Here is a 26,851-nt window from a genome sequence, read left to right on the forward strand (position 1 = left end):
ATTTTATGTTTGTTGATTAGTTGGTATTACAAATAGCGAAATAATAAACCCACCAGATAAACAATATCTGCATGGGTATTCTTATCCATAAATATGACAATCCTTTACCTGTATAATCCGCTTTTTCATAATTCACCTTTCGCGCTGCTGCATGTATGTTCGCAGGCAGCAGTACAAGAAAGAATGCAATCAACGCAAAGCCGGTAGCCGTTATATAGTCTTTCAAAACAAGCATCACTCCCAACACAATTTCCAGGATACCGGTTATATAAATTATCGCCTTTTTTGCTGGCACTTGCGGAGGAAGCATCATCATCATCCCCTCCGTAAACTTGAAATGGCCAATGGCAGTAAACACCAGCATAACAAACATTGCCACTCTACCACTCAACCCAACATTCAATCCACCGAAAAGCAGCGTTACCAATAACGTTAACCCAAACGTTATCAACAATACAAATAGTGGTTTCATGTATATTCAAGTTTATTTTTCTTCTTCTTCACCTCTTCTTTCTTTCTCACTATCTTACTCTCTTACCATCTTACTGTCTTACGATCTTACGGTCTTACGATCTTCCTCACAGGTTGTTATTTATCGCATCCTGCGTTCTATCCACACCCCAGCTTAAGAACACCCCAACAAAATAGAACCTTTTTGCGGGAGGTATAACCGGTTCTTTATTTAAACCATTGTAAGAATAGTTGTATCCATACACCGCATTGTAACCCAGCACATTTGTAATACTTGCTACCAGCACAATAAATGTTTTTGCGTTAGGCTTACCAACAGATGGCACATAGTTCATGCTAAAACCAAGACTGTTATAATTTTTGGTTGTGCCATGATCTGCCATTACGTACTTGTTATTGCCGCTGTTATACATGAGGTTGTAATAGGGCCTGCCTGTAGCAAAACTGTATGTAAAATTGAAACCTGTTTTAATACTTGTAAAGAAGCGCTTTGTTACAAGTGATGCAGTGTGGTTTGCAGCAAAGTTTGGCGTCATCTCTCCTGGAAAATTTAAATAATTCCTTTTAGTATCAAGATAAGAATAGCTCACCCAGTAGTCAAAGTTTTTAAACGTCTTTTTATCTCTCCAAAAAAGCTCTATACCTTTCGCATAGCCGCTACCGTTGTTATTGTAATAAGCATAGTAATAGTTAACAGGAATGGTTTTAACCAGCGCGTCATACTTTTTGTAATAAGCTTCTACACGCAGGATCCTTTCAGCAACCATTTTTTGGTAGTTAACAATATAGTGTGTTGCCCTGGTATAACCGAGGCTATTTGTAAAGAACAATTGCTGGTTTTCTGCTTTCTGATAAAAGACGCCATATGCAGCGGATACCTGTGCTCCCTTGCCCACTTTATAGGCTAATGAAACTCGCGGCGCAAGGTTCGACTTATTGATCAATGAAGAATATTCAAAACGTGCACCAATATTTGCAGCCAGGTTGTTGGTTACATATATGTCTGTTTCGGCAAATGCAGATACAAGATTATCAGTTAGCTTTCTAAGCGTGTCATTATAAGTGCTTTTGTTAACAGCATACCAGTCTTCTGCGCCAAAACGAAAGTGACTTATACCTCCAAGCTTTTTATCAAATACAGCCTTTAGCTGAGTTAGTTGCTGATTGTTGACTACAGCATAAGATTTTGTGTAATACCATGGCTTTCCTTGTAAGATCACCGGCTGATTATTCTGATCCTGCAATTGCTGGCTGATGTCATCTTTATTGTAGCTGTACCCTGCTCCCAGGTTCATCTTCCAGCCGCGTCCCAGGTTTTCGCGATAGCTTAAATTATTGTACCAGTTGGTATTGGTTAATCCGAAGGCATCTTTCAGGTCGAGACTGTCAATATCCGGCCGTCTTAACCCCAATTTGCTATAGCTAAATGTTGTGTAGTATTTGATGATACCTCCATGCTTTGTCTTAATCCGGAAATTGGCATCACCGTTATGAAATTCCGGCATTTTAAAATAGTCAGGAGTCTGCTTTACTATACTGAAATAAGCAACCAGGTTGGTATACCCATAGTTAACACCCCAGGATGATTGTTTATTCTTTGAGAGTTCCTGCAGTCCTGCACCAAGGAACAACGGTGATATGGCTGCATTTGCTGCAGATTTCTCGGGCAGGTCAATAGATTCCAGGATCAATGCTGAAGAAAGAGCTTCCCCATATTGCGCGGAATATCCGCCGGTACTGAATACAGTTCCTTTAAACAGAAATGGAGAAAAGCGGCCGCGTGTAGAAATATCAGGTACACTTGTATAATATGGATTATTAACAAGTGTGCCATCTATAAATTGTTTGGTTTCATAACCAGCTCCACCTCTAACAAACAAACCTTCCTGCTCACCCACCTGCTGTGCACCGGGCAAGGTTTTTAAAGCTGCAGTAATGTCTGCATTGGCCCCACCGGTCGTAGCAACATCAAGAGAGCTCAACACTGCAGAGCGCTTGGAATCACCTGCAGCAAAAGCGCCCGCTGTAACAGTTACAGCTTTTAATTCATCCAGTTGTTCTTTCAATGAAACGTTATAAACAATCGGCAGTTTATCAATATGCACATTTTGTTCAAATGAGAAATAACCAAGGCTTGTAATAGAGATCAGGAAATTACCTTTTTCAGTAGTAGTAAATTTAAAATTGCCCAGGCTGTCAGATGTAGCGCCGTCGTATGTGTCTTTAAGTGTAATGCTTGCTCCTATAATTGGTTTCCCTCTGTTATCTTTTACCTTTCCGCTAATCGAAACCTGGGCTTTTAAGTATGTAATGGTTAAGAAAAAAGTTATCAATATGGTTAAGGATCTTTTCATATTCAGTTAATTCACAGCAAACATAAACTGGTTTATACTATAAACCAAATTAAAACGATGATTGTTTCCTGGTATTTGATGAATGGCTCAAAACGAAGGTGAATGACATTTTAAAGGCGGTAAAAAAAGATGCATTAGCATGCACATTTCAAGCATCCGATCAATTAACAATTCAATGTCGTTTAGTTAAGCAAGCATCGTCATATTTGGAAGACCTGAATGAATTCTCTGTGTTGCTCTGTGTGTTCTCCGTGTAACTCGGTGTAACTGTATTTTTGTTTCAGGTGTTTGAGAAATGGCGCCTCTTAACTAAACGGCATTGAATTAGCGGATAACGCTGCCCGTATTGCATCCTCTGCCTCTGCAGCAACAGCTTCTCTTTCTTTACCATTTGTCTCGATGGCCGGAAGTACCGTCCAACTGATACGTTCACCAACTGACATCGGAAATTTCCCCCAACGGTTCAGCTTCCAGATATCATTGATAGCAATCGGCACAACCAATGCATCCGGTGCTTTTTTTAATAATGTGGTAATGCCTCCGGCTGCAAAACGTTTTATTGTGCCGTCTTTTGACCTGGTACCTTCAGGAAATATAACCGCACTATAGTTATTTGCATTTATCAGTTTTCCCAGGTTTGAAATTTCAGTGATCGCCTGCCTGGAGTCTTTTCTATTGATCAACGCAGCTCCACTATGACGGAGATTGTAGGAGATGCTGGGAATGCCTTTTATCAACTCAATTTTAGAAACAAACTTTGGATAATTGTTGCGCAGGAACCAGATAATGCCTGGCACATCATACATGCTTTGATGATTAGCAATGAAAATGATTGGTTTATCAACCGGGAGGGTCACCTTATATCTGACACTTATATGCGTTCCCAAAATGCACAGACTGTACAAAAGACAAAAATTCAATACGTCAACAATTTTCTTATGAGCTGTTCTTCCAAATATTCTCAGTGCAATTACCTGCAATACATGGAACACACAGAGCAATAGTCCAAACACAATATAAAATATTGGAGTCAGTATATATCCTAAGATTTTTTTCACAAAAAGGGGTCTTTAAAAGCTTCCGTCAAGTCTAATAATCAACAGCCGGATTATTTTTGATTGATGATTACTAATCCGGGTAGTCCGATTTGTCGGGCATCGAAAATAAAAAACCTGTCCCAGGCCTAACATGAGATTTGTTATAGATTAATAAATAAAAAGTGTTATCAGCCCCGATGTAAAATGAACATGAGATATAGATTACCAACTTTTCCCGCAACGGGAAACAGATACTTCCGGAAAGTCAAAGGTAGTTTCCGAAAAAACAATCATGCGTGGCCATCGACTGATACTTCTTAACTAGTAATAAGTAAGATTAATCTCCTCCGCCTTTTTATAATTGTTTACGTCTTCATTGTTCCGGATGTTAGTAAAAATGGTGATGTTATTTGCATATCCGTCAGCATTGTAGGTATACTTAAATGTATATTCATCATAATAAACGTAGTTATTATCATACACAAGTAAACCAAGGTTATTCCTGGACAGCGTAACATTATCGAATGGAAAATATTGCGGATAGAATTTGCCATTGCCCATCACCTCATACCTGTTCGGGAATACATTATAAGGCTGCACGGAAAGATAATAGAGAATATTATTCTGGAAACTAAACGGATTCGCCTTTGCGTCAAATTCGCTTAATCTTATTTGCATAGTATAATCTCCAATAACTGTAACCGCCGAAATATTCTTGTCCGTTGAATAATCAGTTGTTGTCTGTATTTCAGGAAACTGATCACCTAAGTAATGGAAATCACGTGTCTTTAAAAGGCCGTTCGGATAATAATCGTAACCAAACGTTGATGAACTGTCTCCGCTGTAGTAGCCTGAGATTGGCCTGTATATACTCTTCCGGACAATCACATTACTATCCACCAGGAAACTGGCATCCACTGTTGGCCTTTCATAAGAATTGTCAGTTAAGTATTTGTAACCGCTGGGGATACAACTGTTTTCTGAGTACAGTACCTTTATGGAATAATCGTAAGCCAGCGTTTTTCCTGTTAATTGTTCATGCGAAATGCTATCTAATAACCCATTAGTATAAAAAAGAAAATACTGATTGGTAACGATGTCAGAGTCTTTTACCTGAATGGACTTAATCTTCTTCTCAGAGCTGTATAAGGCCGAACAATCAGAACAGGTTTCGTCGTCTGATCCGTGTTCAATAATTTTTTTGCATGAAGCAAAACCAATCAACAAAAGTACAGGCAACAAATACCTCAGTGATCTGGGATTCATAGTTAAAATTTTAAAGGTTTCAGATTATTGATTAGTGTGAAAAGAGAAGTGGAGCCAAAAAAATCACGAGTAAATTACAGCAGCTAATTTGAAATTGCAAGACAGGCTGGAAATTTTAATCTGATAACTTATTCGAAACTCTTCCCGGACGCTACTTTCGGATGAAGAGGTGCCACAAACAGAGATAACCGGAAGCTTACTTTCAGAAGTCTTCCGGTTAACACAAAAATTACTTCCCAACCTAAACAGGCTTAGTTAAATATCGATGCAACTGCGTTGATCACACTGATCAATACAGAAATGCTTCTATTAAAATTTGTTTATTGCTTTGGCAGATATTCTATCTCTGTTCCGGGAGTCAGATACATCGAACCGATAAATAAATATGGAAGTGTGGTTGAAGATTTCTGCGCATGATTCAGTCCGTATCCCAGGGGTTTTCCAACAATATAGGAACGGTGAAGTAATGCTTTATCAAAACCCGCATTATCATTGGCCTGCCGGCCGCGTGCAAGTGAAGCAGAAACCAACTTTTGGGGTAAGCCCTGTGGAGTATAAACTTCTGCGGTAAATGGATTGTTTTTACTGTAGTCACAAGCAATGAACATCCAGATCTTATTTACACGATGCAGATTTATCATATGATCATAACGGGCTCCCGATATCAGGTTGCCGTTCGCATCATATGGATAAAGTGTTATGTCAGTATGTGAAAAGCCATCGTCATCTTTCCATGTTCGCGCAGTCCTACTCACCCTACCGCTTGCATCATATGTATAATCAATAATATCAACATATATATAATCTATTGGTCCCTGCTTAGTTCTCATTCCAAAAAAGAAAAGAGAATCTCTTGCTATAACACTTCCGATATAAACATATTTATGCCATAGTTCGAATGCGCCGTTATCAAACCCCGTAATATAGTTGAGTAGCTTTGTATCATCGGAATAGGTAAAATATGAATGCGGATATCCTGAGGCACTATTTTTCAATGTTATCTTGGTTGGGTTCCAGGAAGGGTTATAAGCTATAGATGCGCGCTTGTAATAACTACTGTTATCAACAATCGTTTTAATAATATAACCGGCATAACTGCTATCAGCAGAAGCGGTCTTCACCTTCTCATCGGAGTTGTTATGAGAAACTACGTCCATGTTCTTTGAACAAGCGGCAAAAAGAACAATCAGGCTTACTGCAATCACGTGTGGTAAAACTTTTTTCATACGCAGCGATTTAATTAAACAATAAAGGATTTAACGATTAAATAAACGTTCAAACAACCGGGTTCATACTACACAAAGAAGCATAGTTTAAGTTGCTATTCAGTCTTAATAGTGCTATATAATGGTGCAAAAAGCCGGCCATTTAAGAACCAGGGAAAATGGGATCAGTTTACCAACAATAGGCACTATCAAAGAGTAATTTGCTGCACACTTCCGGGAGTAATTTTCAACAATTAATATTGGGAAGTTGTAAGAACGATATTAATGTTGCAGCGTTGCGATGAATGTCATTTTTTAGGAGAAACTGCTCATAAGGCAGCAAGGACAAGCGTTTCGGCGTAGCAGAACATCTGCTATCAAGTTAGTACAATTTTCATTACAAAAATCATTTACCGCATAAAAAAAAGCGGCTTTAAAAGCCGCTTTTATATTATGAAAAGTACTTCAGTTATTTGTACTGAGGAATAATGCTTTTCGCCAGCTCAACCATTTTGGCGATACCAGCATCAGGCAAATTACCCTTCTTAAATTCAGCAAGAACATCCGGATATTTGTTCTGCATTTCAGTTAAGAAATGATCTTCGAATGCTTTTACGTTTTTAACCGCAACTTCACGAAGAAGACCCTGAGTACCTAAGTAAATGATCGCTACCTGTTTTTCAACAGCAAATGGAGTGTACTGAGGTTGTTTCAGAATTTCCACGTTACGTGCACCTTTATCCAGTACAAGTTTAGTAGCAGCATCCAGGTCACCACCAAATTTAGAGAAGGCTTCCATTTCACGATAAAGCGCCTGGTCAAGTTTCAATGTACCGGCAACTTTTTTCATTGATTTGATCTGGGCGTTACCACCTACACGGCTTACAGAGATACCCACGTTGATCGCAGGGCGGATACCCGCGTTGAACAGGTTACCTTCAAGGAAGATCTGACCGTCTGTAATAGAGATAACGTTTGTAGGAATATATGCAGATACGTCACCAGCCTGTGTTTCAATCATTGGTAAAGCTGTTAAGCTACCACCTCCTTTTACCAGGTGCTTAATTGAATCAGGAAGATCGTTCATGTTTTTAGCAACAGCATCATTGGCGATTACTTTAGCCGCACGTTCCAGTAAACGGGAGTGCAGATAGAATACGTCACCAGGATAAGCTTCACGTCCCGGAGGTCTTCTTAACAGAAGGGAAACTTCACGGTAAGCTACAGCCTGTTTAGAAAGATCATCATAAATGATCAATGCCGCACGACCGGTATCACGGAAGAATTCACCAATCGCAGCGCCAGCAAATGGAGCGTAGAACTGCTGAGGAGCAGGATCGCTTGCAGAAGCCGCAACGATAGTTGTATAAGCCATAGCGCCGGCATCCTGTAAAGTTTTCATGATACCTGCAATGGTAGAAGCTTTCTGACCAATTGCAACGTATATACAATATACAGGTTTACCTGCATCAAAAAATTCTTTCTGGTTGATGATGGTATCGATAGCGATAGCAGTTTTACCAGTCTGACGGTCACCGATGATCAACTCACGTTGTCCACGTCCAATAGGAATCATTGCATCGATCGCTTTAATACCTGTCTGTAACGGTTCTTTTACCGGCTCACGAAAGATTACACCCGGAGCTTTACGTTCCAGGGGCATTTCGTAAAGATCGCCTGTAATAGGTCCTTTACCGTCAATTGGTGTACCAAGGGTATTAATAACACGTCCCATAAGGCCATCGCCCACTTTGATAGAGGCGATCTCGCCAGTACGGCGAACTGAGTCTCCTTCTTTAATACCTGTACCTTCACCCATTAATACCACACCCACATTGTCTTCTTCAAGGTTAAGAGCAATGGCTTTAACTCCGGTTTCAAATTCAACAAGCTCACCTGCGCGAACATTATTCAATCCGTAAACACGGGCAATACCGTCACCTATCTGGAGAATTGTACCAATCTCTTCCAGGTTTGCGGTGGCATCGTAGCTACTCAGTTGTTGCCTTAATATCGCTGATATTTCATCCGGCTTAATGTCAACCATATTATTTTTTATTATTTGCCCCCGCTCTTGCGGGGAAGTTCACCAATTTATTGTTTCTTATAGATAAAGCCTTTCGGCTGATTTATTACCTGATATTGCTTACAAATGTGTTTTCTGAAAACTGCTTTTTAATATCCTGCAGATCGCGTAAAACAGATGCATCAATCCTGTTATTGTTATAATCGAGTATGAACCCTCCTATCAATTTAGGATCTACAACTGTTTCCAGATCAATATTGGTGTAGCCTGTTTCAGCTTTTACTTTATTTACAATGTCGTTTATAACATTCTCACCAACCGCTGTAGCAGTAGTCAGCTTAACACGATTAATTCCTTTGATCACATTGTACTGATCAATAAAAGCATCTATCATTTCAGGCAGATTGGTCTCACGGCCTTTGTTAACCAGAAGTTTGATAAACTGAGCTGTAACATTCTCAATCCTGCCTTTTGTAACAGCCTCTATTATCGCATTTTTCTTATCGGGATTAACGATAGGGCTACGCAAAACCAGTACAAGATCCCTGTTGGTTTTACGAATTGACGAAAACAGCTGCATGTCTCGATAAACCTCTTCCAGCTTGCCTTGTTCTAAGGCGAGGTCGATGAGGCTCTTTGCATATCTTGCGGCTAAACGTGGATTAGGCATCTTATATTTTTCTTTGAAGACCTGAAGTGAATATAGTGATCAACAATCATTACACCGCTTCAAATCCGCATTTTAATTCAATTTTACTTCTCCGGCTAATTGCTTAATGTAATTTTCCTGCTCTGCTTTATTCGATAATTCTTTTCTCAACACTTTTTCTGCAACTTCAACAACCAGGTTACCTACCTGGTTCTTTACATCAGCCATTGCAGCATTTTTCTGTTGGTCTATGGCCACACGTGCCTCGTCTACGATCTTGTTGTATTCACTCTGAGCCCTGGCTTTCGCCTCAGCAATCATTTTATCAGCAGATTCTTTAGCTTCTTTAATCAGTGTAGCTCTTTCTTCACGGGCTTTAACCAGCAATGCTTCGTTGTCGCTTTGCAACTGAGCCATTTCAGCTTTTACTTTTTTGGCAGTAGCAATTGACTCTGCAATGTTGGTTTCCCTGTCCTTCAAGCTTTTTAAAATCGGCTTCCAGGCAAACTTCTTTAAGATAAGCAATACAATGACGAACGCTACGAGCGTCCAAACCATAATTCCTAAACCAGGTAATAAAAGTTCCATATATGGATTTGATATTTGAAATTTAAGATTTGAAATTCCAGATTTGAAATTTGAGATTTGAGATTTGCTGAAGCAAGATCCAAACTAATCATTTCAAATTTCTAATTTCAAATTTCCAATTAAGAAATACTGCATCCTCCGCCCTGTGCTTTAGATGCAGTAATCATTTTTGCGGACTACTTAGCCAATACCGCCAACAGACCTGCGATAACTGCGAAAAGGGCAACACCCTCAATGAACGCAGCAGTCAGGATCATGTTACCACGGATATCGTTAGCAGCTTCCGGCTGACGAGCGATAGATTCTACCGCACCTTTACCGATCTGACCGATACCGATACCTGCGCCAATTGCAGCCAAACCGGCACCAATCGCACCACCCAACTGAGCAGTACCCGCTTCCAATAAAATGTTCATTAAAGACATACTGTGTGTTTTTGAATTAAAAAAGAGTTCAAAATATGTTTATAAAAAAATTTCTTCATTATGATGTCCATGCTCGTCGTGTGCATGTCCCGCTTCAAACGATTGGCCGATAAATACCGCCGTCAGATTCGTAAATATGAATGCCTGGATAAAGGCAACCAATATTTCGATCAGATAAATGAATACGGAGAAAGCAATAGACACCGGTGTAAAGCCCCAGCCCGCAACAGTTGACATTTGACCGAAGATAAATATCAATGATACGAAGCTCAGAATTACAATGTGGCCCGCGGTCATATTCGCGAAAAGACGTATCATCAACGCTGCAGGCTTAATAAATATACTCAATAATTCAACGGGAATAAGAATCAGCTTTACAAGGAAAGGAACACCGGGAGGCCAGAAGATGTGTCCCCAGAAGTGACCGTTAGTGCTGATTAAGATAATGATCAGTGACACGACAGCCAGAATGCCGGTAAAAGCGATGTTTCCTGTTACGTTCGCTGAACCTGGAATCAAACCGATGATACTGTTAATCAGGATAAAGAAGAATACCGTTAACAGGTAAGGCAAATATTTGTCATGCTTGCCATACAGGTTTGGCTTGGCTACATCATCTCTCACAAAAGTGATCACGGGTTCAATAGCATTCTGAAATCCTGTGGGAGCACTGTCTGCACCGCGTACCTTGTATTTTTTTGCAACGTTCAGCATGATGATCAATAAAAGAATCACGCCTATAAACATCTGAACCACATTTTTGGTCAGGGAGAAATCGTACACTTTAGCTTCTTCATTTACAGATCCGTCTGCATTAACTGCAACGATCTTGTTTTCTTCCAACTTGTAGCCTTCATATGCCGCATGGCCATGCTCAAATTTTGAAGATGAAAAAACAGATAAGCCTCTTTCAGGAGAATAAACAATTATCGGCAAAGGAATAGTCGCATGGAAATCACCCATATCAAAAAAATGGAACTCATGCGAATCTAATACGTGGTGAATAATGGTTTCTCCGGCATTAAACTCAGCCTCAGCGTGCTCGCCTTCTGTGTGTGCAGGATTCTCCTGCGCGTACAGGCTTTTGGTGCCAAAGGTCAAAAATACGCCGAAAGTCAATGCCAGTAAGAGTTTCAAGCTTTTAGAAGCCATATCTTGGTGAAATTTTGCGCAAAGATAAGGGTGACAGCGCTGAATTGCATAGTATAAGCCGGGAAATTCGAAAATATTTAGCCTTAAAAGGAGCTTTATGCGGGAATTTCCAAAATTCGGTGTCATCTGGTCATGATTCGGCAAACCGGAACACCAGATTATTAAATTTTATAATAACCGTAAAGAAACCTATTAATAATAGTAATAAGAAGAAAATCCCGCATTGAGTGGCTGTTTACACCAGATTCAGCGACATTCCCGGCTATTTCGCCAGGATCGATCCTTTCTCTTTTTCGAACTGCATGTTATGCAATTTGCTGTAAAAGCCGCCGAGTGCGAGTAATTCCTCGTGATTGCCAATCTCTTTTATCACGCCCTTATCCAGCACGATAATTTTATCTGCTTTCCGGATCGTAGACAACCGGTGCGCAATTACAATTGATGTCCTGTCTGAAATCAACTTTTCAATAGCTTCCTGGATCAGCATTTCGCTTTCAGTATCTATTGACGAGGTAGCTTCATCCAGAATTAAAATTGATGGATTGTATAGCAATGCACGGATAAAAGAAATAAGCTGACGCTGACCAAGACTTAAGGTATTGCCTCTTTCCATCACATTAAAACTGTAGCCGCCGGGCAGGCTCATGATAAATTCATGAACGCCGATGAGCTTTGCGGCTTCGATCACTTTTTCTTTACTTATCTGTGTATTTCGTAAGGTTATATTATCGAGTATAGAACCTGAAAACAGAAAAACGTCCTGCAGCACCACACCAATGCTGCTTCGTAATACATCCGTGTTATACGTTTCAATGTTTACACCGTCAACCCTGATCTCACCTTTTTGAATATGATATAATCTGTTGAGCAGACTGATGATAGAAGTTTTGCCACTTCCGGTGTGGCCAACCAGCGCCACTACCTCTCCTGGTTTAACCTGGAAGTTGATGTCTTTTAAAACATATTTATCATCAACATAAGCAAAAGAAACATCATCAAACTCAATAGCACCTTTTATAGATGCAGGAGCGTATGTGCCTTGCTTCTGAATATAGTCCTCATTATCCAGTACTTTGAATACTCTTTCAGCCGCAATCATTCCCATTTGAAGCACATTGAATTTATCAGCGATCATCCTGAGGGGCCGGAAAATAAGGTTCAGATACAAAATAAATGCAGTAAGCTTGCCCGCAAGACTCATATCCAGCGGGTAGTTCAGCGCCTTTCCTGCCAGCCACCATACCAGCAAACCGGTGCTGAAAGCCAATACCACTTCCACTACAGGAAAGAAAATTGAATACGCAAAAATGGCTTTGATATTCGCGTTGCGGTGATCGCGGTTGATCTTTTTAAATTTATTGAACTCCCTTTCCTCTGCCGCAAACGCCTGAATAACATGCATTCCGGTCAAATGTTCCTGTACAAAAGCGTTCAGCGCAGCAACTGCATTACGTACTTTAATAAAGCTTTTGTTTACGCTTTCTTTAAAATAATACGTTGCAATAAGCATTAAAGGAAATGGTATAAGGCTGATCAATGTGAGCCTCCAATCGGTGTAAAACATTACCACCAGCGTTACAATGATTGAAAGCATATCTGCAATGATCGGCAATAGCCCGTCAGAAAAAATGTCATTAATACTTTCAATGTCATTGATCGTTCTGGTAGTTAAAGTTCCTATAGGTGTATTATCGAACTGACGCAGATTAAGCCCCAGTATTTTTTTAAACACCGTCACCCGCAAATCTTTTACTACAGATTGCCCAAGCCAGGCTGTTACAAATGAAAAAAGAAAGCGAACAATAGTTTCAATAAGCAGGAAAAAAACCTGGAAAACTGTTACGGCAATGATGAATTGGGTAGCATCACTATAATCGCCTTTTAACAACAGAAAATCAAGCCATGAAGGAATATTAAAATGCTTTCCCGATGCTTTGTCAACCGTTAATTGAATAAGATATGGCCTTACAGGTGTGAAAGCAGCCAGCAGAATTGCCATAGCCACACTGCTGTAAAATGCTAACCGGTAAGGCTTTACAAACTGGAATACTCTTTTAAGTACTGAAAAATCGAAAATCCTCTTTTTTACTTCTCCGCTCATGATGTAGATGCAAAAATAGTGAAAAGCTGAGAGCTTAAAGCTTATAACCGGGTTGATCAGTGTCAAGTCAAAAGTAAAAAGTCAAAATTCAAAAGCTTTAATGCACCACCCAAATATTTCTTAAGGCCCAAAAACGGTGTCTCAGGCTCCATAAAGAGATTTTGATTTTTGACTTTTTACTTTTGAATTTAAAAACATATAACAATATTTCAACTTCTTTCTATTTACGCAAATTGAGGGGAATGGGCAATTTTTTTAAAAAATTCTTTCTTCACAAACCGATGTGCAATAATCCGTGAAAACTTTTCTAAATTGTGTATAAAGCCAGCTTTTTTGTTGAATAACCAGGGACGAATGTGGAAACGGCCTTAACAAAAAGTGCATTAATTGTGAAATGAAATAGCTGAATATTAATTGAGAAAAATTTTCTACAACAAAAAAGTAGCTGTTATATTCGCCGTCCTTTCTCAATGGGATAACATTTCGGAAACGTTGCGGTAATATTTTCTTAACACTGGCAGATGGGTAACCCTGAGAGGATTGGTGAACAAATAAGTTTACTAACCTGTTGAATTTTTTGTGATGGACATTGCGAATTTGAATAAAGATAGGAAGAAGGGACGAAAGCCCTCGATTGATGTTAGCACGATGATGTATGGCAAAATTCCACCCCAGGCCAAAGAACTGGAGGAAGCTGTGCTCGGTGCGATAATGCTGGAAAAAAGTGCGTTTGACACGGTGGTGGAGATTATAAGGCCGGAGTGTTTCTACGTTGATGCCAATCAACGGATTTTTCGCTGCTTTCAATCGCTTGCGCAAAAAAGCATGCCGATTGATATTCTTACTGTAGTAGAAGAACTCAAATCAAAAGAAGAACTGGAAATGGTTGGTGGCCCGTACTATGTAACGCGCCTGACCAACGCAGTTGTTTCTACTGCCAATATTGAAGCGCATGCCAGGATAGTTCTGCAAAAATTTATTCAGCGTGAGCTGATCAGAATAAGCGGAGAAATTATTGGCGATGCTTATGAAGACAGCACCGACGTATTTGACCTGCTGGATGATGCTGAATCAAAAATGTTCAACATCACCAACAACTACCTGAAGAAGGATTACCAGGACATGGGTACTGTTCTGGCTAAAACGTTAAACCGTATTGATGAGCTTCGTAAAAAAACCGAAGATATTTCCGGTGTTCCAAGTGGTTTCCCTACGCTCGACAGAGTTACCTATGGATGGCAGCCAACGGATCTTATTATCCTAGCTGCGAGACCTGCCGTGGGTAAAACAGCCTTTGCATTAAACCTGGCCCGTAATGCTGCAATGAATAGTACAAGACCTACTCCGGTTGGCTTCTTCTCTCTTGAGATGGGTGCGTCACAGCTTGTACAACGTATTCTTTCTGCGGAGAGTGAGATCATGATGGAAAAGATCGCGCGTGGTAAGCTGGAGGAATATGAATATCAGCAATTGCAGAAAAAGGGTATTGCGAGACTTGAAACTGCGCCGCTGTTCATTGATGATACAGCCGCTTTGAACATCTTTGAGTTCCGTGCTAAAGCAAGAAGACTTGTAAATAAACATAACGTAGGCTTCATCATCATCGACTATCTTCAATTGATGAGTGGTAGCGATAAAGCAGGTAGCCGTGAGCAGGAGATCAGTACTATTTCCCGTACGTTAAAACAATTGGCGAAAGAATTAAATATCCCAATCATTGCACTGAGCCAGTTAAGCCGTGCCGTTGAAACACGTAAAGAAAGTAAGATGCCTCAGTTGAGTGACTTACGTGAATCTGGTGCGATTGAGCAGGATGCGGATATGGTTATGTTCATTTACCGCCCTGAGTACTACGAAAACATGAGTAATGAAATGGGTGAAAGTACAAAGGGTGAAACACACGTGCGTATAGCCAAGCACCGTAATGGTTCGCTCGAAACCATCAAACTCCGTGCAATGCTGCACATTCAAAAATTTGAGGAGTGGGATGAAGGCGGCTTACCTGGAATGGGCGGCGGAGGAGCAGGAGGAGGAAGCTGGAAACCAATTGGAAGCGGGCCTGCACTTCCTCCCAGCGGAGGTACCCAGGGAGATGACAATGATGGTGGCGGAAGATTTTTTATTCAGAAAGGCAGCCGCATGAACAGTGGCGATTTTGATGAAGGATTTGAAAGTGATGCACCGTTTTAGCTGTGAGCTTTGAGCTATCAGCTATGAGCTGGCATTCTTAATACGTGCTGCTAACTTTTTAGACTAAGTTTTATATTTCCATAAGAAACCTCTCCATAACCCCGGAGAGGTTTTCTTTTGTCATAAGTACTCAGCTATTTATCTTAAACCTCACACCCCTAATCTTAGCCTTTGAATTTTAACTTTTGAATTTTGATTTTTGACTTTCTTACTTTCTGTAGATATTTTTGCACAGATAATATGAATTACGGCTAAATGGCATTACCCTACTTTTACGAACCATCAATACAAGTCTCCAATCACACATTTACTTTAAGTGAAGAAACCAGTAAGCATTGCATTCAGGTGCTGCGAATGCGGGAACAGGAAGGTTTAAAATTAACAGACGGTAAAGGCAATGCATACACAGCTGTTATAACACATGCCGATAAAAAGCATACTACAGTAGCCATTCAGGAAATGCTTGTAGAACCTCCGCCACAAAAAAAACTATGCGTCGGCATATCTCTTCTTAAAAATGCAAGCCGCTTTGAATGGTTTCTTGAAAAGGCTACCGAAATTGGTGTTACAGAAATTTACCCACTATTGTGTAAGAGAACAGAAAGGCAGCACTTCCGGCACGACAGACTAAACGGCATTCTTATTGCAGCTATGCTTCAAAGCCAGCAGGTTTGGCTTCCGGTAATGCATGAACCATTGAAATATGCAGACGCGTTGAACCAAATGAACCATTCTTCTCAATTAATTGCGCATTGTGAAGAAGGTAAAAAAGAACACATCAGAGATCTTTCATTAAGTGAAGACATGTGTATGCTGATTGGTCCTGAGGGAGATTTCTCCAGTGAAGAAATCGCGCTGGCGCAACAAAGAAATTATATACCTGTAACTTTAGGCAACACAAGGTTAAGGACGGAAACAGCGGCAATAGTAGCCGTAACCCTATTAATAAACAATTAAGAACTACTATGAACGGTAAAAGAATTTTAGCTGCGTTGCTGATATTTACAACGGGTGTTTGGATGGCATGTAGTACACAACCGAAAAAGAAAAAGCCGGTTGTGCAGGATACTACGATCAACATAAGAACGTCCTACAATAACCTCTTTCTTGACAGCAATATTGTTAAAAATTTTTTATTGTCCCATGGCCAGTTTGATTCTTTCCATGCTCAATACCTGGATTTTTATAAGCAACGTAATTATGAGTTCGCATGGTTTGACAGCAGCGGAATTGCTGAACAAACAAGAAACTTTTACAACATGTTGGGTCCTGCGATTGAAACATTGCAGGATAGCGGCCTGTACAATAAATCAATAGAAAAACTATACACGCTTTTTACTGCAGATACAGTTCATCCGAAAACGAAGGCTCAGATGATTGAAGCTGAATTATCCTTCACCGGTCAGTTCTTTACTTATGCAGCCAAAATGTATAAAGGAAGCGATATGGATGTATCTGAATTGGGATGGTTCATTCCCAGGAAAAAGGTTGACCTGACTGCCATACTCGACTCTACAATACTCAACAAAGGCAACCCCGTAAATGTTCCGTTAAATAGTCAGTACAACAAATTGCAAACCTATCTGCAGAAATATTATGATCTAAGAAAAATATATCCGGTAGATACGCTTTCAATGAACGTAAAGAAAATTCAAAAGGGAGACTCATCCTTACTTGTTAAAGAAATTCAGCAACGTCTTTTTTTACTTGGCGATCTGGAAGACCCCGACACTACCGGTGTTTTTGACACAAGCTTCTTGACTGCTGTTAAACGGTTCCAGGAAAGAATGGGTTTAACGATTGATGGTGTTATCGGCCAAAAAGTGATTGATGAACTGAATGTTCCCATAAACACACGCATACAACAAATACTTGTCAATCTTGAAAGGGTCCGCTGGCTGCCTGCAGAAAAAGATTCAATATACATGGTGGTAAATATTCCTGAATACAGGCTGCACGTTTTTCAGGATGGTGAACAAACTTTTAGTATGCGGGTAATTGTGGGTACAGCTGCCAACGGAACGGTGGTGTTCAACGGAAACCTAAAGTATATTGTATTCTCCCCTTACTGGAATGTTCCTACAAGCATTGTGAAAAACGAAATTGTACCCGGTATTCAAAAGAACCCCAACTATATTGCGGAACACAACATGGAAATAACCGGCAATAATGCAGGCTTACCGGTTGTTCGGCAAAAACCCGGAGGAACAAATTCCCTCGGATTAGTCAAATTTCTTTTTCCAAATACATATGATATCTACCTGCATGATACGCCCAACCGCGATCTTTTCAATTCTTCCAACAGAAGTTTTAGTCATGGTTGTATCCGCGTTGGCAACCCCGTAAAACTTGCAGAATTTCTTTTACGTAACGACACGGCCTGGACCAGTCAGAAGATTGACAGCGCCATGCATATGGATAAAGAAAAATGGGTTACGCTGCAACAATCAGTTCCTGTTTTTATTGTTTACCTGACTGCATGGATAGATCAGGAGAACAAACTGAACTTTAGAAAAGACATCTACGGCCACGATGCAAAAATGGCTGACAAGTTGTTTGTGAGGAAGTGGTAGGGAGCTGCGAGCTGTCAGCTATGAGCTTTGGGTGGCAGGTTTCAGGTGTAAGGCGTAAGGTTTGAGGTTTGAGGTAAGGGGTCACTCCGCACTTAAAACATCGTCCACCATACACCGTACATCATACATCGTACATCTAACATTCACTTACGCTGCCGCACCTATGTACTTCGTAACTCGTACTTCGTACTTAAAAATCATCGGGAAGTGCACTAATTTCCGGCTTCAACCCACATCGTACACCGTACATCATACATCTAACATTTAATCGCGCTGTCGCACCTGTGTACTTCGTAACTCGTACTTCGTACTTAAAAATAATCGGGCAGTGTACTAAACTCCCGGCTTCAACCCACATCGTACACCGTACATCATACATCTGACATTTAATCGCCCTGTCGCACCTGCGTACTTCGTAACTCGTACTCCGTACTTAAAAATAATCGGGCAGTGTACTAAATTCCCGGCTTCAACCCACATCGCACACCGTACATCATACATCTGACATTTAATCGCGCTGCCGCACCTGCGTACTTCGTAACTCGTACCTCGTACTTAAAAATAATCGGGCAGTGTACTAATTTCCCGGCTTTAACCACATCGTACATCGTACACCTTACATCTAACATTCACTCACGCTCTTGCACCTGCGTACTTCGTAACTCCTACTTCGTACTTAAAAATCATCGGGCTGGAAACGAAACTTCCGGCCTGGCTCACATCTAAAATCGTACACCGTACATCGTACATTTCCTTATATTCGTAAAATGAGTACAATGCACTTGATTGAAGTAAACAATGCGGCGACGGCAAAAGAGTTCAATAAGGTTAATGTATTGATGAATGCAGGCAACCCCAATTATATTCAACCATTGGATAGTGAAGTAAATGATGCGTTTGATCCTGAAAAAAATAAATCTTATAAATACGGAGAAACAAAACGTTGGATCCTAAAAGATGACAACGGCAAACTTCTTGGCCGTATTGCTGCCTTTACCAATAGTAAATACACAAACAAGGGAACAGAATTTAACACTGGCTGCGTTGGCTTTTTTGACTGTGTGAACGATATAGCTGCTGCTACACTTCTTTTTGATACTGCAAAAGCGTGGCTAAAGAGCAAAGGCATGGAAGCGATGGATGGTCCGGTTAATTATAATGATCGCGATAAGTGGTGGGGATTGATGGTTGAAGGATTTGATGTGGAACCCATTTACGGCATGGCTTTCAATCCGCCTTACTACCAGCAATTGTTTGAGACATATGGCTTCAGGAATTATTACGACCAGTATTACTATGAGATGCAGGTTGACGCGCCGTTGCCGCCGAGATTTCCTGAACGCCATGCAAAGTTTAAAGCAAAACCAGATTACCAGGCAAGACATATTGACCTGAAACAGCTGGAAAAACATGCGCGCGAATTTGCTACAGTTTATAATGCAGCCTGGGCACAACATGGCGAGGCGAAGGAAATAACTGAAGAGCAGGCGATGAAGCTGTTCAAAAAAATGAAGCCGATCATTGACGAACGTGTCATCATGTTTGCCTATTATAAAGAAGAGCCGATTGCCATGTGGATCAATATTCCCGATCTAAACCAATACTTTAAACACTTCAATGGCAAGTTTGGGTTATTACAAAAGCTCCGTTTACTGTGGATGAAAAAGAATGGCGCCTGTAAGGTATTTACCGGCGTGGCTTTTGGCGTTGTTCCCAAATTTCAGGCCCTCGGCATTGATTCATTTATGATATATGAAGGCGCGCTGATACTTCAAAATAAAGGCTGGTACAACAGGTACGAGATGGGCTGGGCCGGCGACTGGAACCCCAAGATGTTGAACATTTACAAAAACCTTGGCGGCACCCAAAGCAGACATATGGTAACATACAGATACATCTTTGATAACAAATATGAATTTGAAAGACATCCGGTGATGGAATACAAGTAGATGTTGGATGTACGGTGTTCGATGTTAGATGTACGATGTGGGACAAACCTGGAGCCTATGTCTGCTGATTTGTGTTTTAAGTACGAAGTACGAGGTACGAAGTACGCGGGTGCGGCAGCGCGATTAAATGTTAGATGTTTGATGTACGGTGTACGATGTGGTTGAAGCCGGAATTTTAGTACGCCGCCCGAGGATAAGTACGAACTACGAGGTACGAAGTACGTTGGTGCAGCAGCGTGAGTGAATGTTAGATGTTTGATGTACGGTGTACGATGTAGGGTAAAGCCGGAAATTTAGTACGCTGCCCGATGATTTTAAGTACGAAGTACGAAGGTGCAGCAGCGTGAGTCAATGTTAGATGTTTGATGTACGGTGTACGATGTGGGGTGAAGCCGGAAATTTAGTACGCCGCCCGAGGATAAGTACGAACTACGAGGTACGAAGTACGTTGGTGCAGCAGCGTGAGTGAATGTTAGATGTTTGATGTACGGTGTACGATGTAGGGTAAAGCCGGAAATTTAGTACGCTGCCTGATGTTTAAGTACGAACTACGAGGTACGAAGTACGCAGGTGAAGCAGCGTAAGTGAATGTTAGATGTTTGATGTAGGGTGTACGATATATTATAAAATATGAAGTTCGATTAACGAATACATAAGTGCAGCTGCGAGAGTAACTGTACGGTCAGCGTGAAATAACCTTTTTCTTAACGCAAAACCTCAATCTTTACGCCTACCTCACGCCTTACGCCTGATACCTGAAACCTGATACCCAAAGCTCATAGCTGATAGCTGACAGCTCACAGCTCATCACTGCCTCAGCGTCCAGATTGCTGTTTCAATAATGCCATTCTTATAAGAAGTTGGTTCGAAGTGAAAGGCGGTATCGAACTTGGTTGAATCGAAAATGTAGGGATATTCGTTTTGATAAAGCATTTCCTGCAATTCCTTGATCGTCCGGTCAAACAGCCCTCCTATCCAAACCAACCAACCGGATAATTTATTGTAGGAACTGTCGGCCTGCATGGCCGTGGCGGCCTGATGAATAAATTCTTCTCCCGTTAAGGGATGCGGAGCCGTGGGCAGGTGCCATGTTTGACCGAATGCATCTTCACTATTTGCCAGCATATACAATGCCCGGGCAGCATCTGGCACGTAGGTGAACGAATGAGGAACATTGGGATTGCCCAACCATTGCGCATGTTTTCTTTTCTTGAAATTCTTAAACACAAGCAAGTTGGCAACGCTTGTACTAAATCCGACAGGACCATAAAAATCAGCGGACCTCGCAATAAGCGCGGTTATGTTTTTATTGGCAATTTCATCAAGTAATTTCGTGGCTATCAGCGCCCTGATCTCCCCTTTACGGCTAACCGGGTTAAAAGGAGTTTGTTCTGTCATCACTCCATCAACTTTGCCATACATGTATACATTATCAAAAAAAATCAACTTTGCACCTGATTCCCTGCATGCGTTTATCACGTTAGTCATAATAACCGGCCATTTTTCTGCCCAAACCCTGACATCATATTTTAACCCTGTGAGCAGATAAACTACTGAAGAATTCTCCACCGCCTGTAATGCTTGTTTGTAATCTGTAATGTCTGCGCGAACCGTTTCAACACCATCCACCGGCTTAACATTTCTTGAGACCAGCCTGATATTTTCATGATGACTGGTCAGCACGGCCAGTAATTCATTCGCCACCGAACCTCCGGCGCCAAGTATTGTATGAAGTTTCATAAATGCTCACCATTTGAATGTGAGAACAGTATTAAATCTAAGCGGAAAAAGATTGCTTTTATAATGCCTGCGCTTAAAAAAAAATTATATCAACCGTCCTCAATGTTTTGCCTGTAAAAACAGTTTATTTCTATTCTACACATTTGGTTTATTTACAATAGCAAAATATCAGCCATGTTTTGCACACAGGCTGTTTGTAAATTTTTGGTAAGATGAACGGCAAACTGCTAACTCATGCTTATCTTGCAAGCCGCTATGGATAAGTTTATTGTTTCCGCAAGAAAGTACCGCCCGCAAACTTTTGATACTGTAGTAGGCCAGTCACATATTACCACAACGTTAAAAAATGCGATTAAAAACAACCAGTTAGCACATGCATTTTTATTCTGTGGTCCAAGAGGTGTTGGTAAAACTACCTGTGCACGTATACTTGCCAAAACCATCAACTGTGAAAATCTTCAGCCTGATGGTGAAGCTTGCAACGAATGCAATTCCTGCAAAAGTTTTAACGACGGCATTTCACTGAATATTCATGAACTGGATGCTGCCAGTAACAACTCCGTGGATGATATACGATCATTAGTTGAGCAGGTTCGCTTTGCACCCCAGGCCGGAAAATACAAAGTGTATATCGTGGATGAGGTTCACATGCTTAGTACCAGTGCCTTCAATGCATTTTTGAAAACACTGGAGGAACCGCCATCCTATGCAATTTTTATCCTGGCTACAACTGAAAAACACAAGATCCTGCCCACGATCCTTTCACGTTGCCAGATCTTCGATTTTAAGAGAATTACCAGCAACGATACGGTCGGTCACCTGCAGCAAATTGTAAACAAAGAACATATTGATGCTGAAAAAGCGGCATTACAGGTTATTGCACAGAAGAGCGAAGGCTGTATGCGCGACGCACTAAGTATACTTGACAAAATAGTAAGTTTTACGAACAGCACGGTTACCTACCACAATACACTGGAGCACCTGAACATTCTTGACCACGACTATTATTTCAGGCTATTGGAATGTTTACAGCAACAGGACATGGCAGGCGCCATGCTGTTGTATGATGAGATCAACCGTAAAGGATTTGAAGGTGATCTTGTATTGAACGGCTTCGCCGAATTCATCCGTAACCTGCTTGTTTGCAAAGATCCCCGTGCCGCAGCGTTGCTGGATGTGGTAGAAGGCATGCAGGAAAAATATACGTCTACTGCCGCCAAAGCAGGCATTGCCTACCTTGTGAGTGCGCTGAATATTTTGAACGAGGCCGAGATCAACTACAAAATGGCCCGGAATAAACGCCTGCATGTGGAATTAACCATCATCAAGCTCAATTTTCTGCAACAGGCAATTGAACTCGCAGCCGAAAATGGTAGCGTTGTTAAAAAAAAACGGCTTGACGGACCGGTAGTTTATAAAACAAAGAACATTCAATCTTTACAAAATAAAACAGCAGGCGCTGCCCCGGCCGTTCCTGCTGCACAACCATCAACTCCAGGACCTGCAAAACTATATATAGAACCTTCAGTTGCACCTCAAACAACTCAGGTTGAACAGCCCAAAACGGTTCAACCATCTGCAGCGCCAAAACCGGCAGCCCCGGCAAGGCCTAACGCTTCCTCCACAGCGACTCAGGGTGTGGGTGGCAGCAAATCCAAAAGAAGTTTGCTGGATGGTCTTCGTGAAAAGTATGGCGATAAATACACCATCGAAGAAATCAAAGAACCTGAAGATCTTGATATAAATAAGCTTACTCAAGTGTGGATGGGTTATGCTGACAAACTTGAAGCGCAGCAGAAACACTCTGCATCCAACACCTTCCGTATTTCAAAGATCCGCATTGATGACCCGGTTTCTTTTTCAGTAACTGTTTATGCGTTAACGCAGCAAAAGTTTATTGAGGGAGAAAAAACCATTCTTATAGACGAAATTCAAACTGCGTTCAACAACAGGGGGATTACCTTTAAAGTGGAAATTGAAGAAGGGGAAAAAGAGGAAGTTCCGGTTCACCTGACGCTTAACAGCCGCCAGAAACTGGAGCGAATGGCAGAAAAAAATCCGTGGGTAATGGAATTGAAGAACAGGCTGGGATTGGAATTGGATTATTAGCGGGGAGCATAAAGCTCAAAGCTGAAAGCCTAAAACCACCTTGATTAGTGGTTTTGGCTGTTTTAAATTGGGTCTGCTTTTTACAATGACACTTCCGGAATGGAAATTTTGGCGTATTTTATAGAAATATTGCCGGAAAAACGAACGTTTTCGCTTGCCGTTTGAGGTTTTAGCCTTGTACATTTATCGCTGAACCTTAAGGATTAAGCGCAAAACATAAGTTTAAATAATAAGATGGGTTGAATTACGCTTTTTACTGTAATTTCACGGCGCAAAAATCCGCTCTCATATTAAAGGAACGGATCATGCGTGCAATAATATTCATATTGCAGGCTTCAACGGAATAACTGACCTTGTTCTATTGTTTGCCACCGAAAAATAAATTCTATCATCATAACTGATTTTGATTTTATGGCTGAAGTGATTTTAATGCCCCGCCTGAGCGATACCATGACTGAAGGTGTTATCGCCGCATGGCATAAAAAAGTGGGTGATTCCGTTAAGAAAGGCGATTTATTAGCTGAAATAGAAACAGATAAAGCCACTATGGAACTGGAGAGCTACCAGGAAGGTACTCTTTTACATGTTGGCGCTGATAAAGGTGGCAAATTGCAGGTAAACGACCTGCTGGCAATTATTGGAAAAGCCGGTGAAGATGTAAGTGCCCTTGTTGCACAACATTCAGGCGGAGGAAGCGGCCAGGCTGCACCTGCTGCTGAAGAGAAAAAAGAAGAAAGCAAACCTGCTGAATCAAAACCAGCTGAAAATAAAGCATCTGAAGCTCCGGCTAAATCTGTGGACGTTTCTTCTATGGAAGAAGTTGTACTGATGCCCAGACTAAGCGACACCATGACTGAAGGCGTTATTGCTGCATGGCACAAAAACGTAGGTGATTCAGTTAAAAAAGGTGAAGTGTTGGCTGAGATCGAGACTGATAAAGCTACCATGGAGCTTGAAAGCTATAAAGAAGGTAAATTATTATACCAGGGTGCTAAGGCCGGCGAAAAAATCAATGTAAACGATCTGCTTTGCATTATTGGCAACGAAGGATTAGACGTTAATGCTATTGTTAGTGCGGTTAAAGGTGGCGGCGCTGCGGCTCCGGCTCCTGCGCAGGAACAAAAAGCACAGGCAGCGGCTCCAACAACTGCTGCTGCAGCTCCTGCTCAAGCTGCGCAGCCCCAGGAACAACAGGTGGTTAATGAAGGAAGGATCATAGCATCTCCTCTTGCTAAAAAAATCGCTGCTGACAAAGGCATCGATCTTAAATATGTAAAAGGAAGTGGCGATAACGGAAGAATTGTTAAGACTGATATTGACTCTTATAAACCATCAGCAGCTCCTGCAGCGGCATCTCAGCCTGCACAAGCAGCGGCTCCTGCTGCAGTCGCAACAAGTGCACCTCTTGGACAGGTTAGCTTTGATGAAGTTCCTGTTTCGCAGATGCGTAAAACAATTGCCCGTCGCCTGAGTGAAAGCCTGTTCACTGCTCCTCACTTCTACCTTACAATGAGCATTGACATGGATGCGTGCGTTGCAGCCCGCGCCAAACTCAATGAAGTAAGCAAAGTGAAGATCAGCTTCAACGACATGGTATTAAAAGCTACAGCAGTTGCGCTGAAACAGCATCCAAAAGTTAACAGCAGCTGGCTTGGTGACAAGATCCGCATTAACCACCACGTTAATATCGGTGTTGCGGTAGCTGTTGAAGAAGGATTGCTGGTACCTGTGGTTCGTTTTGCCGACGGTAAATCTTTGAGCCAGATAGCAGTTGAGGTAAAAGACTTTGCTCAAAAAGCAAAAGATAAAAAATTACAACCTGCAGATTGGGAAGGTAGCACATTTACCATCTCTAACCTGGGTATGTTTGGAATAGATCAGTTTACGGCTATTATCAATCCGCCGGATGCATGTATCCTTGCTATTGGCGGTATCTCTCAGGAGCCTGTAGTTAAGAACAACCAGATTGTTCCGGGTAATGTAATGAAGGTTACCTTAAGTTGCGATCACCGTGTAGTAGATGGTGCAACCGGTGCCGCATTCTTGCAGACATTGAAGAGCCTGTTGGAAGAACCTTTGAGAATGATGATCTAATAGCTGTGAGCTTTGAGCTATTAGCTTTGGGCCTTGATTCGGAAAGGTTTATTAAATCTGAACTTATAATTGATTTAAATAAAAAAATTGCTCCTTTAATGGGAGCAATTTTTTTATTTGGGATGTTTTATCTTGTGTAATTGTTTCTTGCTGCCGCCCTTTCAGGGCTTGTTTGAATGTTTACTCCCTTATTCATAGGGCGTTGCCCTATGCTAATGCTTGTCGCCCTTTCAGGGCTTAGAGAGGGATTATTTCATGCTGTTGCATTGCTGTATTTAATATGATGGTTTCACGCGGCGTACGCAACGAAGTGAGGTTTATAAATTTTGAAAATTATATTGATTCAAATAATAAATCGCTCCCTAAACCGGGAACAATTTTATCTTATGATGTTTTGTCTTGTGTAATTTCTTGCTAATGCCCTTCCAGGGCTTGTTTGGATGTTTACGCCCTTATTCATAGGGCGTTGCCCTATGCTAATGCTTGTCGTCCTTTCAGGGCTTAGAGAGGGATTATTTCATGCTGTTGCATTGCTGTATTTAATATGATGGTTTCACGCGGCGTACGCAAAGAAGCAACGATGCAGCGAGCTCAGATGATTCCCTTTGTGCTCTTATGCGCCCTGGCGCTTCTTTACTTGCTTAGCCGTATATGTCGCCTCACATGGTTCAAAAACTTTGTGCCTCTTGGTGTCATTCACGTCTTCGTGCCCGCCCGTGCCGGATCGGACGAGTTTCAAAAAGTCTCCGTGGGTCTTGGTGCCGCCCTGCCTCCGTGGTTTTTAAACCTTTGTGTTTCTTTGCGCCTTTCTGTCTTCGTGGCAAAAAACGCCGTGTTTCTCCAGTGTCGCCCTGCCTCCGTGGTTTTAAAACCGTCGTGCTTCTTTGCGTCTTTCGCGTCTTCGTGCCCGCCCGTGCCGGAT

18 protein-coding genes are annotated in these 26,851 nt (G+C 41.4%); 6 read left to right on the forward strand and 12 right to left on the reverse strand.

What is annotated here, in order from left to right; genetic code table 11:
* Positions 1 to 16 precede the first annotated feature (16 nt).
* From QTN47_RS13885 to QTN47_RS13935, 11 genes are all read right to left on the reverse strand, one after another.
* A complete protein-coding gene (locus QTN47_RS13885; RefSeq protein ID WP_369329992.1) occupies positions 17 to 472 on the reverse strand; it encodes a DoxX family protein in 456 nt (151 codons plus the stop codon).
* Positions 473 to 578: 106 nt separating this feature from the next.
* The gene (locus QTN47_RS13890; protein WP_369329993.1) at positions 579 to 2,825 is read right to left on the reverse strand and encodes a TonB-dependent receptor; all 2,247 of its coding nucleotides are present in this window, start codon (positions 2,823 to 2,825) and stop codon (positions 579 to 581) included.
* A gap of 305 nt (positions 2,826 to 3,130) precedes the next feature.
* Positions 3,131 to 3,883 carry a lysophospholipid acyltransferase family protein gene (locus tag QTN47_RS13895; protein WP_369329994.1) on the reverse strand — a complete coding sequence of 251 codons (753 nt, stop codon included), beginning with the start codon at positions 3,881 to 3,883 and terminating at the stop codon, positions 3,131 to 3,133.
* A gap of 300 nt (positions 3,884 to 4,183) precedes the next feature.
* Positions 4,184 to 5,128 carry a hypothetical protein gene (locus QTN47_RS13900; protein WP_369329995.1) on the reverse strand — a complete coding sequence of 315 codons (945 nt, stop codon included), beginning with the start codon at positions 5,126 to 5,128 and terminating at the stop codon, positions 4,184 to 4,186.
* Between the two features lie 320 nt (positions 5,129 to 5,448).
* Entirely contained in the window at positions 5,449 to 6,354 is a 906-nt protein-coding gene (locus tag QTN47_RS13905) for a hypothetical protein (protein WP_369329996.1), read from the reverse strand.
* A gap of 448 nt (positions 6,355 to 6,802) precedes the next feature.
* Entirely contained in the window at positions 6,803 to 8,380 is a 1,578-nt protein-coding gene (atpA, locus tag QTN47_RS13910; protein ID WP_369329997.1) for a F0F1 ATP synthase subunit alpha, read from the reverse strand.
* 85 nt (positions 8,381 to 8,465) lie between these two features.
* Positions 8,466 to 9,029, reverse strand: coding sequence for an ATP synthase F1 subunit delta (gene atpH / locus QTN47_RS13915; protein WP_369329998.1), 564 nt, complete (start codon positions 9,027 to 9,029; stop codon positions 8,466 to 8,468).
* 72 nt (positions 9,030 to 9,101) lie between these two features.
* A complete protein-coding gene (gene atpF / locus QTN47_RS13920) occupies positions 9,102 to 9,596 on the reverse strand; it encodes a F0F1 ATP synthase subunit B (RefSeq protein ID WP_369329999.1) in 495 nt (164 codons plus the stop codon).
* 176 nt (positions 9,597 to 9,772) lie between these two features.
* Complete coding sequence (gene atpE, locus QTN47_RS13925; RefSeq protein WP_369330000.1) at positions 9,773 to 10,021, reverse strand: ATP synthase F0 subunit C; 249 nt, start codon at positions 10,019 to 10,021, stop codon at positions 9,773 to 9,775.
* 39 nt (positions 10,022 to 10,060) lie between these two features.
* Positions 10,061 to 11,173 carry a F0F1 ATP synthase subunit A gene (gene atpB, locus QTN47_RS13930; protein WP_369330001.1) on the reverse strand — a complete coding sequence of 371 codons (1,113 nt, stop codon included), beginning with the start codon at positions 11,171 to 11,173 and terminating at the stop codon, positions 10,061 to 10,063.
* Positions 11,174 to 11,435: 262 nt separating this feature from the next.
* Positions 11,436 to 13,274: an ABC transporter ATP-binding protein gene (locus QTN47_RS13935; RefSeq protein WP_369330002.1), complete on the reverse strand. Its 1,839-nt coding sequence runs from the start codon at positions 13,272 to 13,274 to the stop codon at positions 11,436 to 11,438.
* A gap of 582 nt (positions 13,275 to 13,856) precedes the next feature.
* On the opposite strand from QTN47_RS13935, the gene dnaB reads away from it, so the two are divergent.
* From dnaB to QTN47_RS13955, 4 genes are all read left to right on the forward strand, one after another.
* Positions 13,857 to 15,464: a replicative DNA helicase gene (gene dnaB, locus QTN47_RS13940; RefSeq protein ID WP_369330003.1), complete on the forward strand. Its 1,608-nt coding sequence runs from the start codon at positions 13,857 to 13,859 to the stop codon at positions 15,462 to 15,464.
* 255 nt (positions 15,465 to 15,719) lie between these two features.
* Positions 15,720 to 16,421, forward strand: coding sequence for an RsmE family RNA methyltransferase (locus QTN47_RS13945; protein WP_369330004.1), 702 nt, complete (start codon positions 15,720 to 15,722; stop codon positions 16,419 to 16,421).
* An 8-nt stretch (positions 16,422 to 16,429) separates the two neighbouring features.
* Entirely contained in the window at positions 16,430 to 18,037 is a 1,608-nt protein-coding gene (locus QTN47_RS13950; protein ID WP_369330005.1) for a L,D-transpeptidase family protein, read from the forward strand.
* Positions 18,038 to 18,813: 776 nt separating this feature from the next.
* Positions 18,814 to 19,986, forward strand: a complete 1,173-nt coding sequence (locus QTN47_RS13955) for a hypothetical protein (protein WP_369330006.1) — start codon at positions 18,814 to 18,816, stop codon at positions 19,984 to 19,986.
* An 807-nt stretch (positions 19,987 to 20,793) separates the two neighbouring features.
* Here QTN47_RS13955 and QTN47_RS13960 read toward each other — a convergent pair.
* Positions 20,794 to 21,726, reverse strand: coding sequence for an NAD-dependent epimerase/dehydratase family protein (locus QTN47_RS13960; RefSeq protein WP_369330007.1), 933 nt, complete (start codon positions 21,724 to 21,726; stop codon positions 20,794 to 20,796).
* A 234-nt stretch (positions 21,727 to 21,960) separates the two neighbouring features.
* Between QTN47_RS13960 and QTN47_RS13965 the strand changes: the two genes are divergently transcribed.
* Positions 21,961 to 23,835 carry a DNA polymerase III subunit gamma/tau gene (locus QTN47_RS13965; RefSeq protein ID WP_369330008.1) on the forward strand — a complete coding sequence of 625 codons (1,875 nt, stop codon included), beginning with the start codon at positions 21,961 to 21,963 and terminating at the stop codon, positions 23,833 to 23,835.
* Positions 23,836 to 24,246: 411 nt separating this feature from the next.
* Entirely contained in the window at positions 24,247 to 25,929 is a 1,683-nt protein-coding gene (locus QTN47_RS13970; RefSeq protein ID WP_369330009.1) for a pyruvate dehydrogenase complex dihydrolipoamide acetyltransferase, read from the forward strand.
* Positions 25,930 to 26,851: the final 922 nt, after the last annotated feature.

It is taken from the genome of Danxiaibacter flavus, assembly GCF_041060425.1.
In the GTDB taxonomy this organism is placed as follows: domain Bacteria; phylum Bacteroidota; class Bacteroidia; order Chitinophagales; family Chitinophagaceae; genus Danxiaibacter; species Danxiaibacter flavus.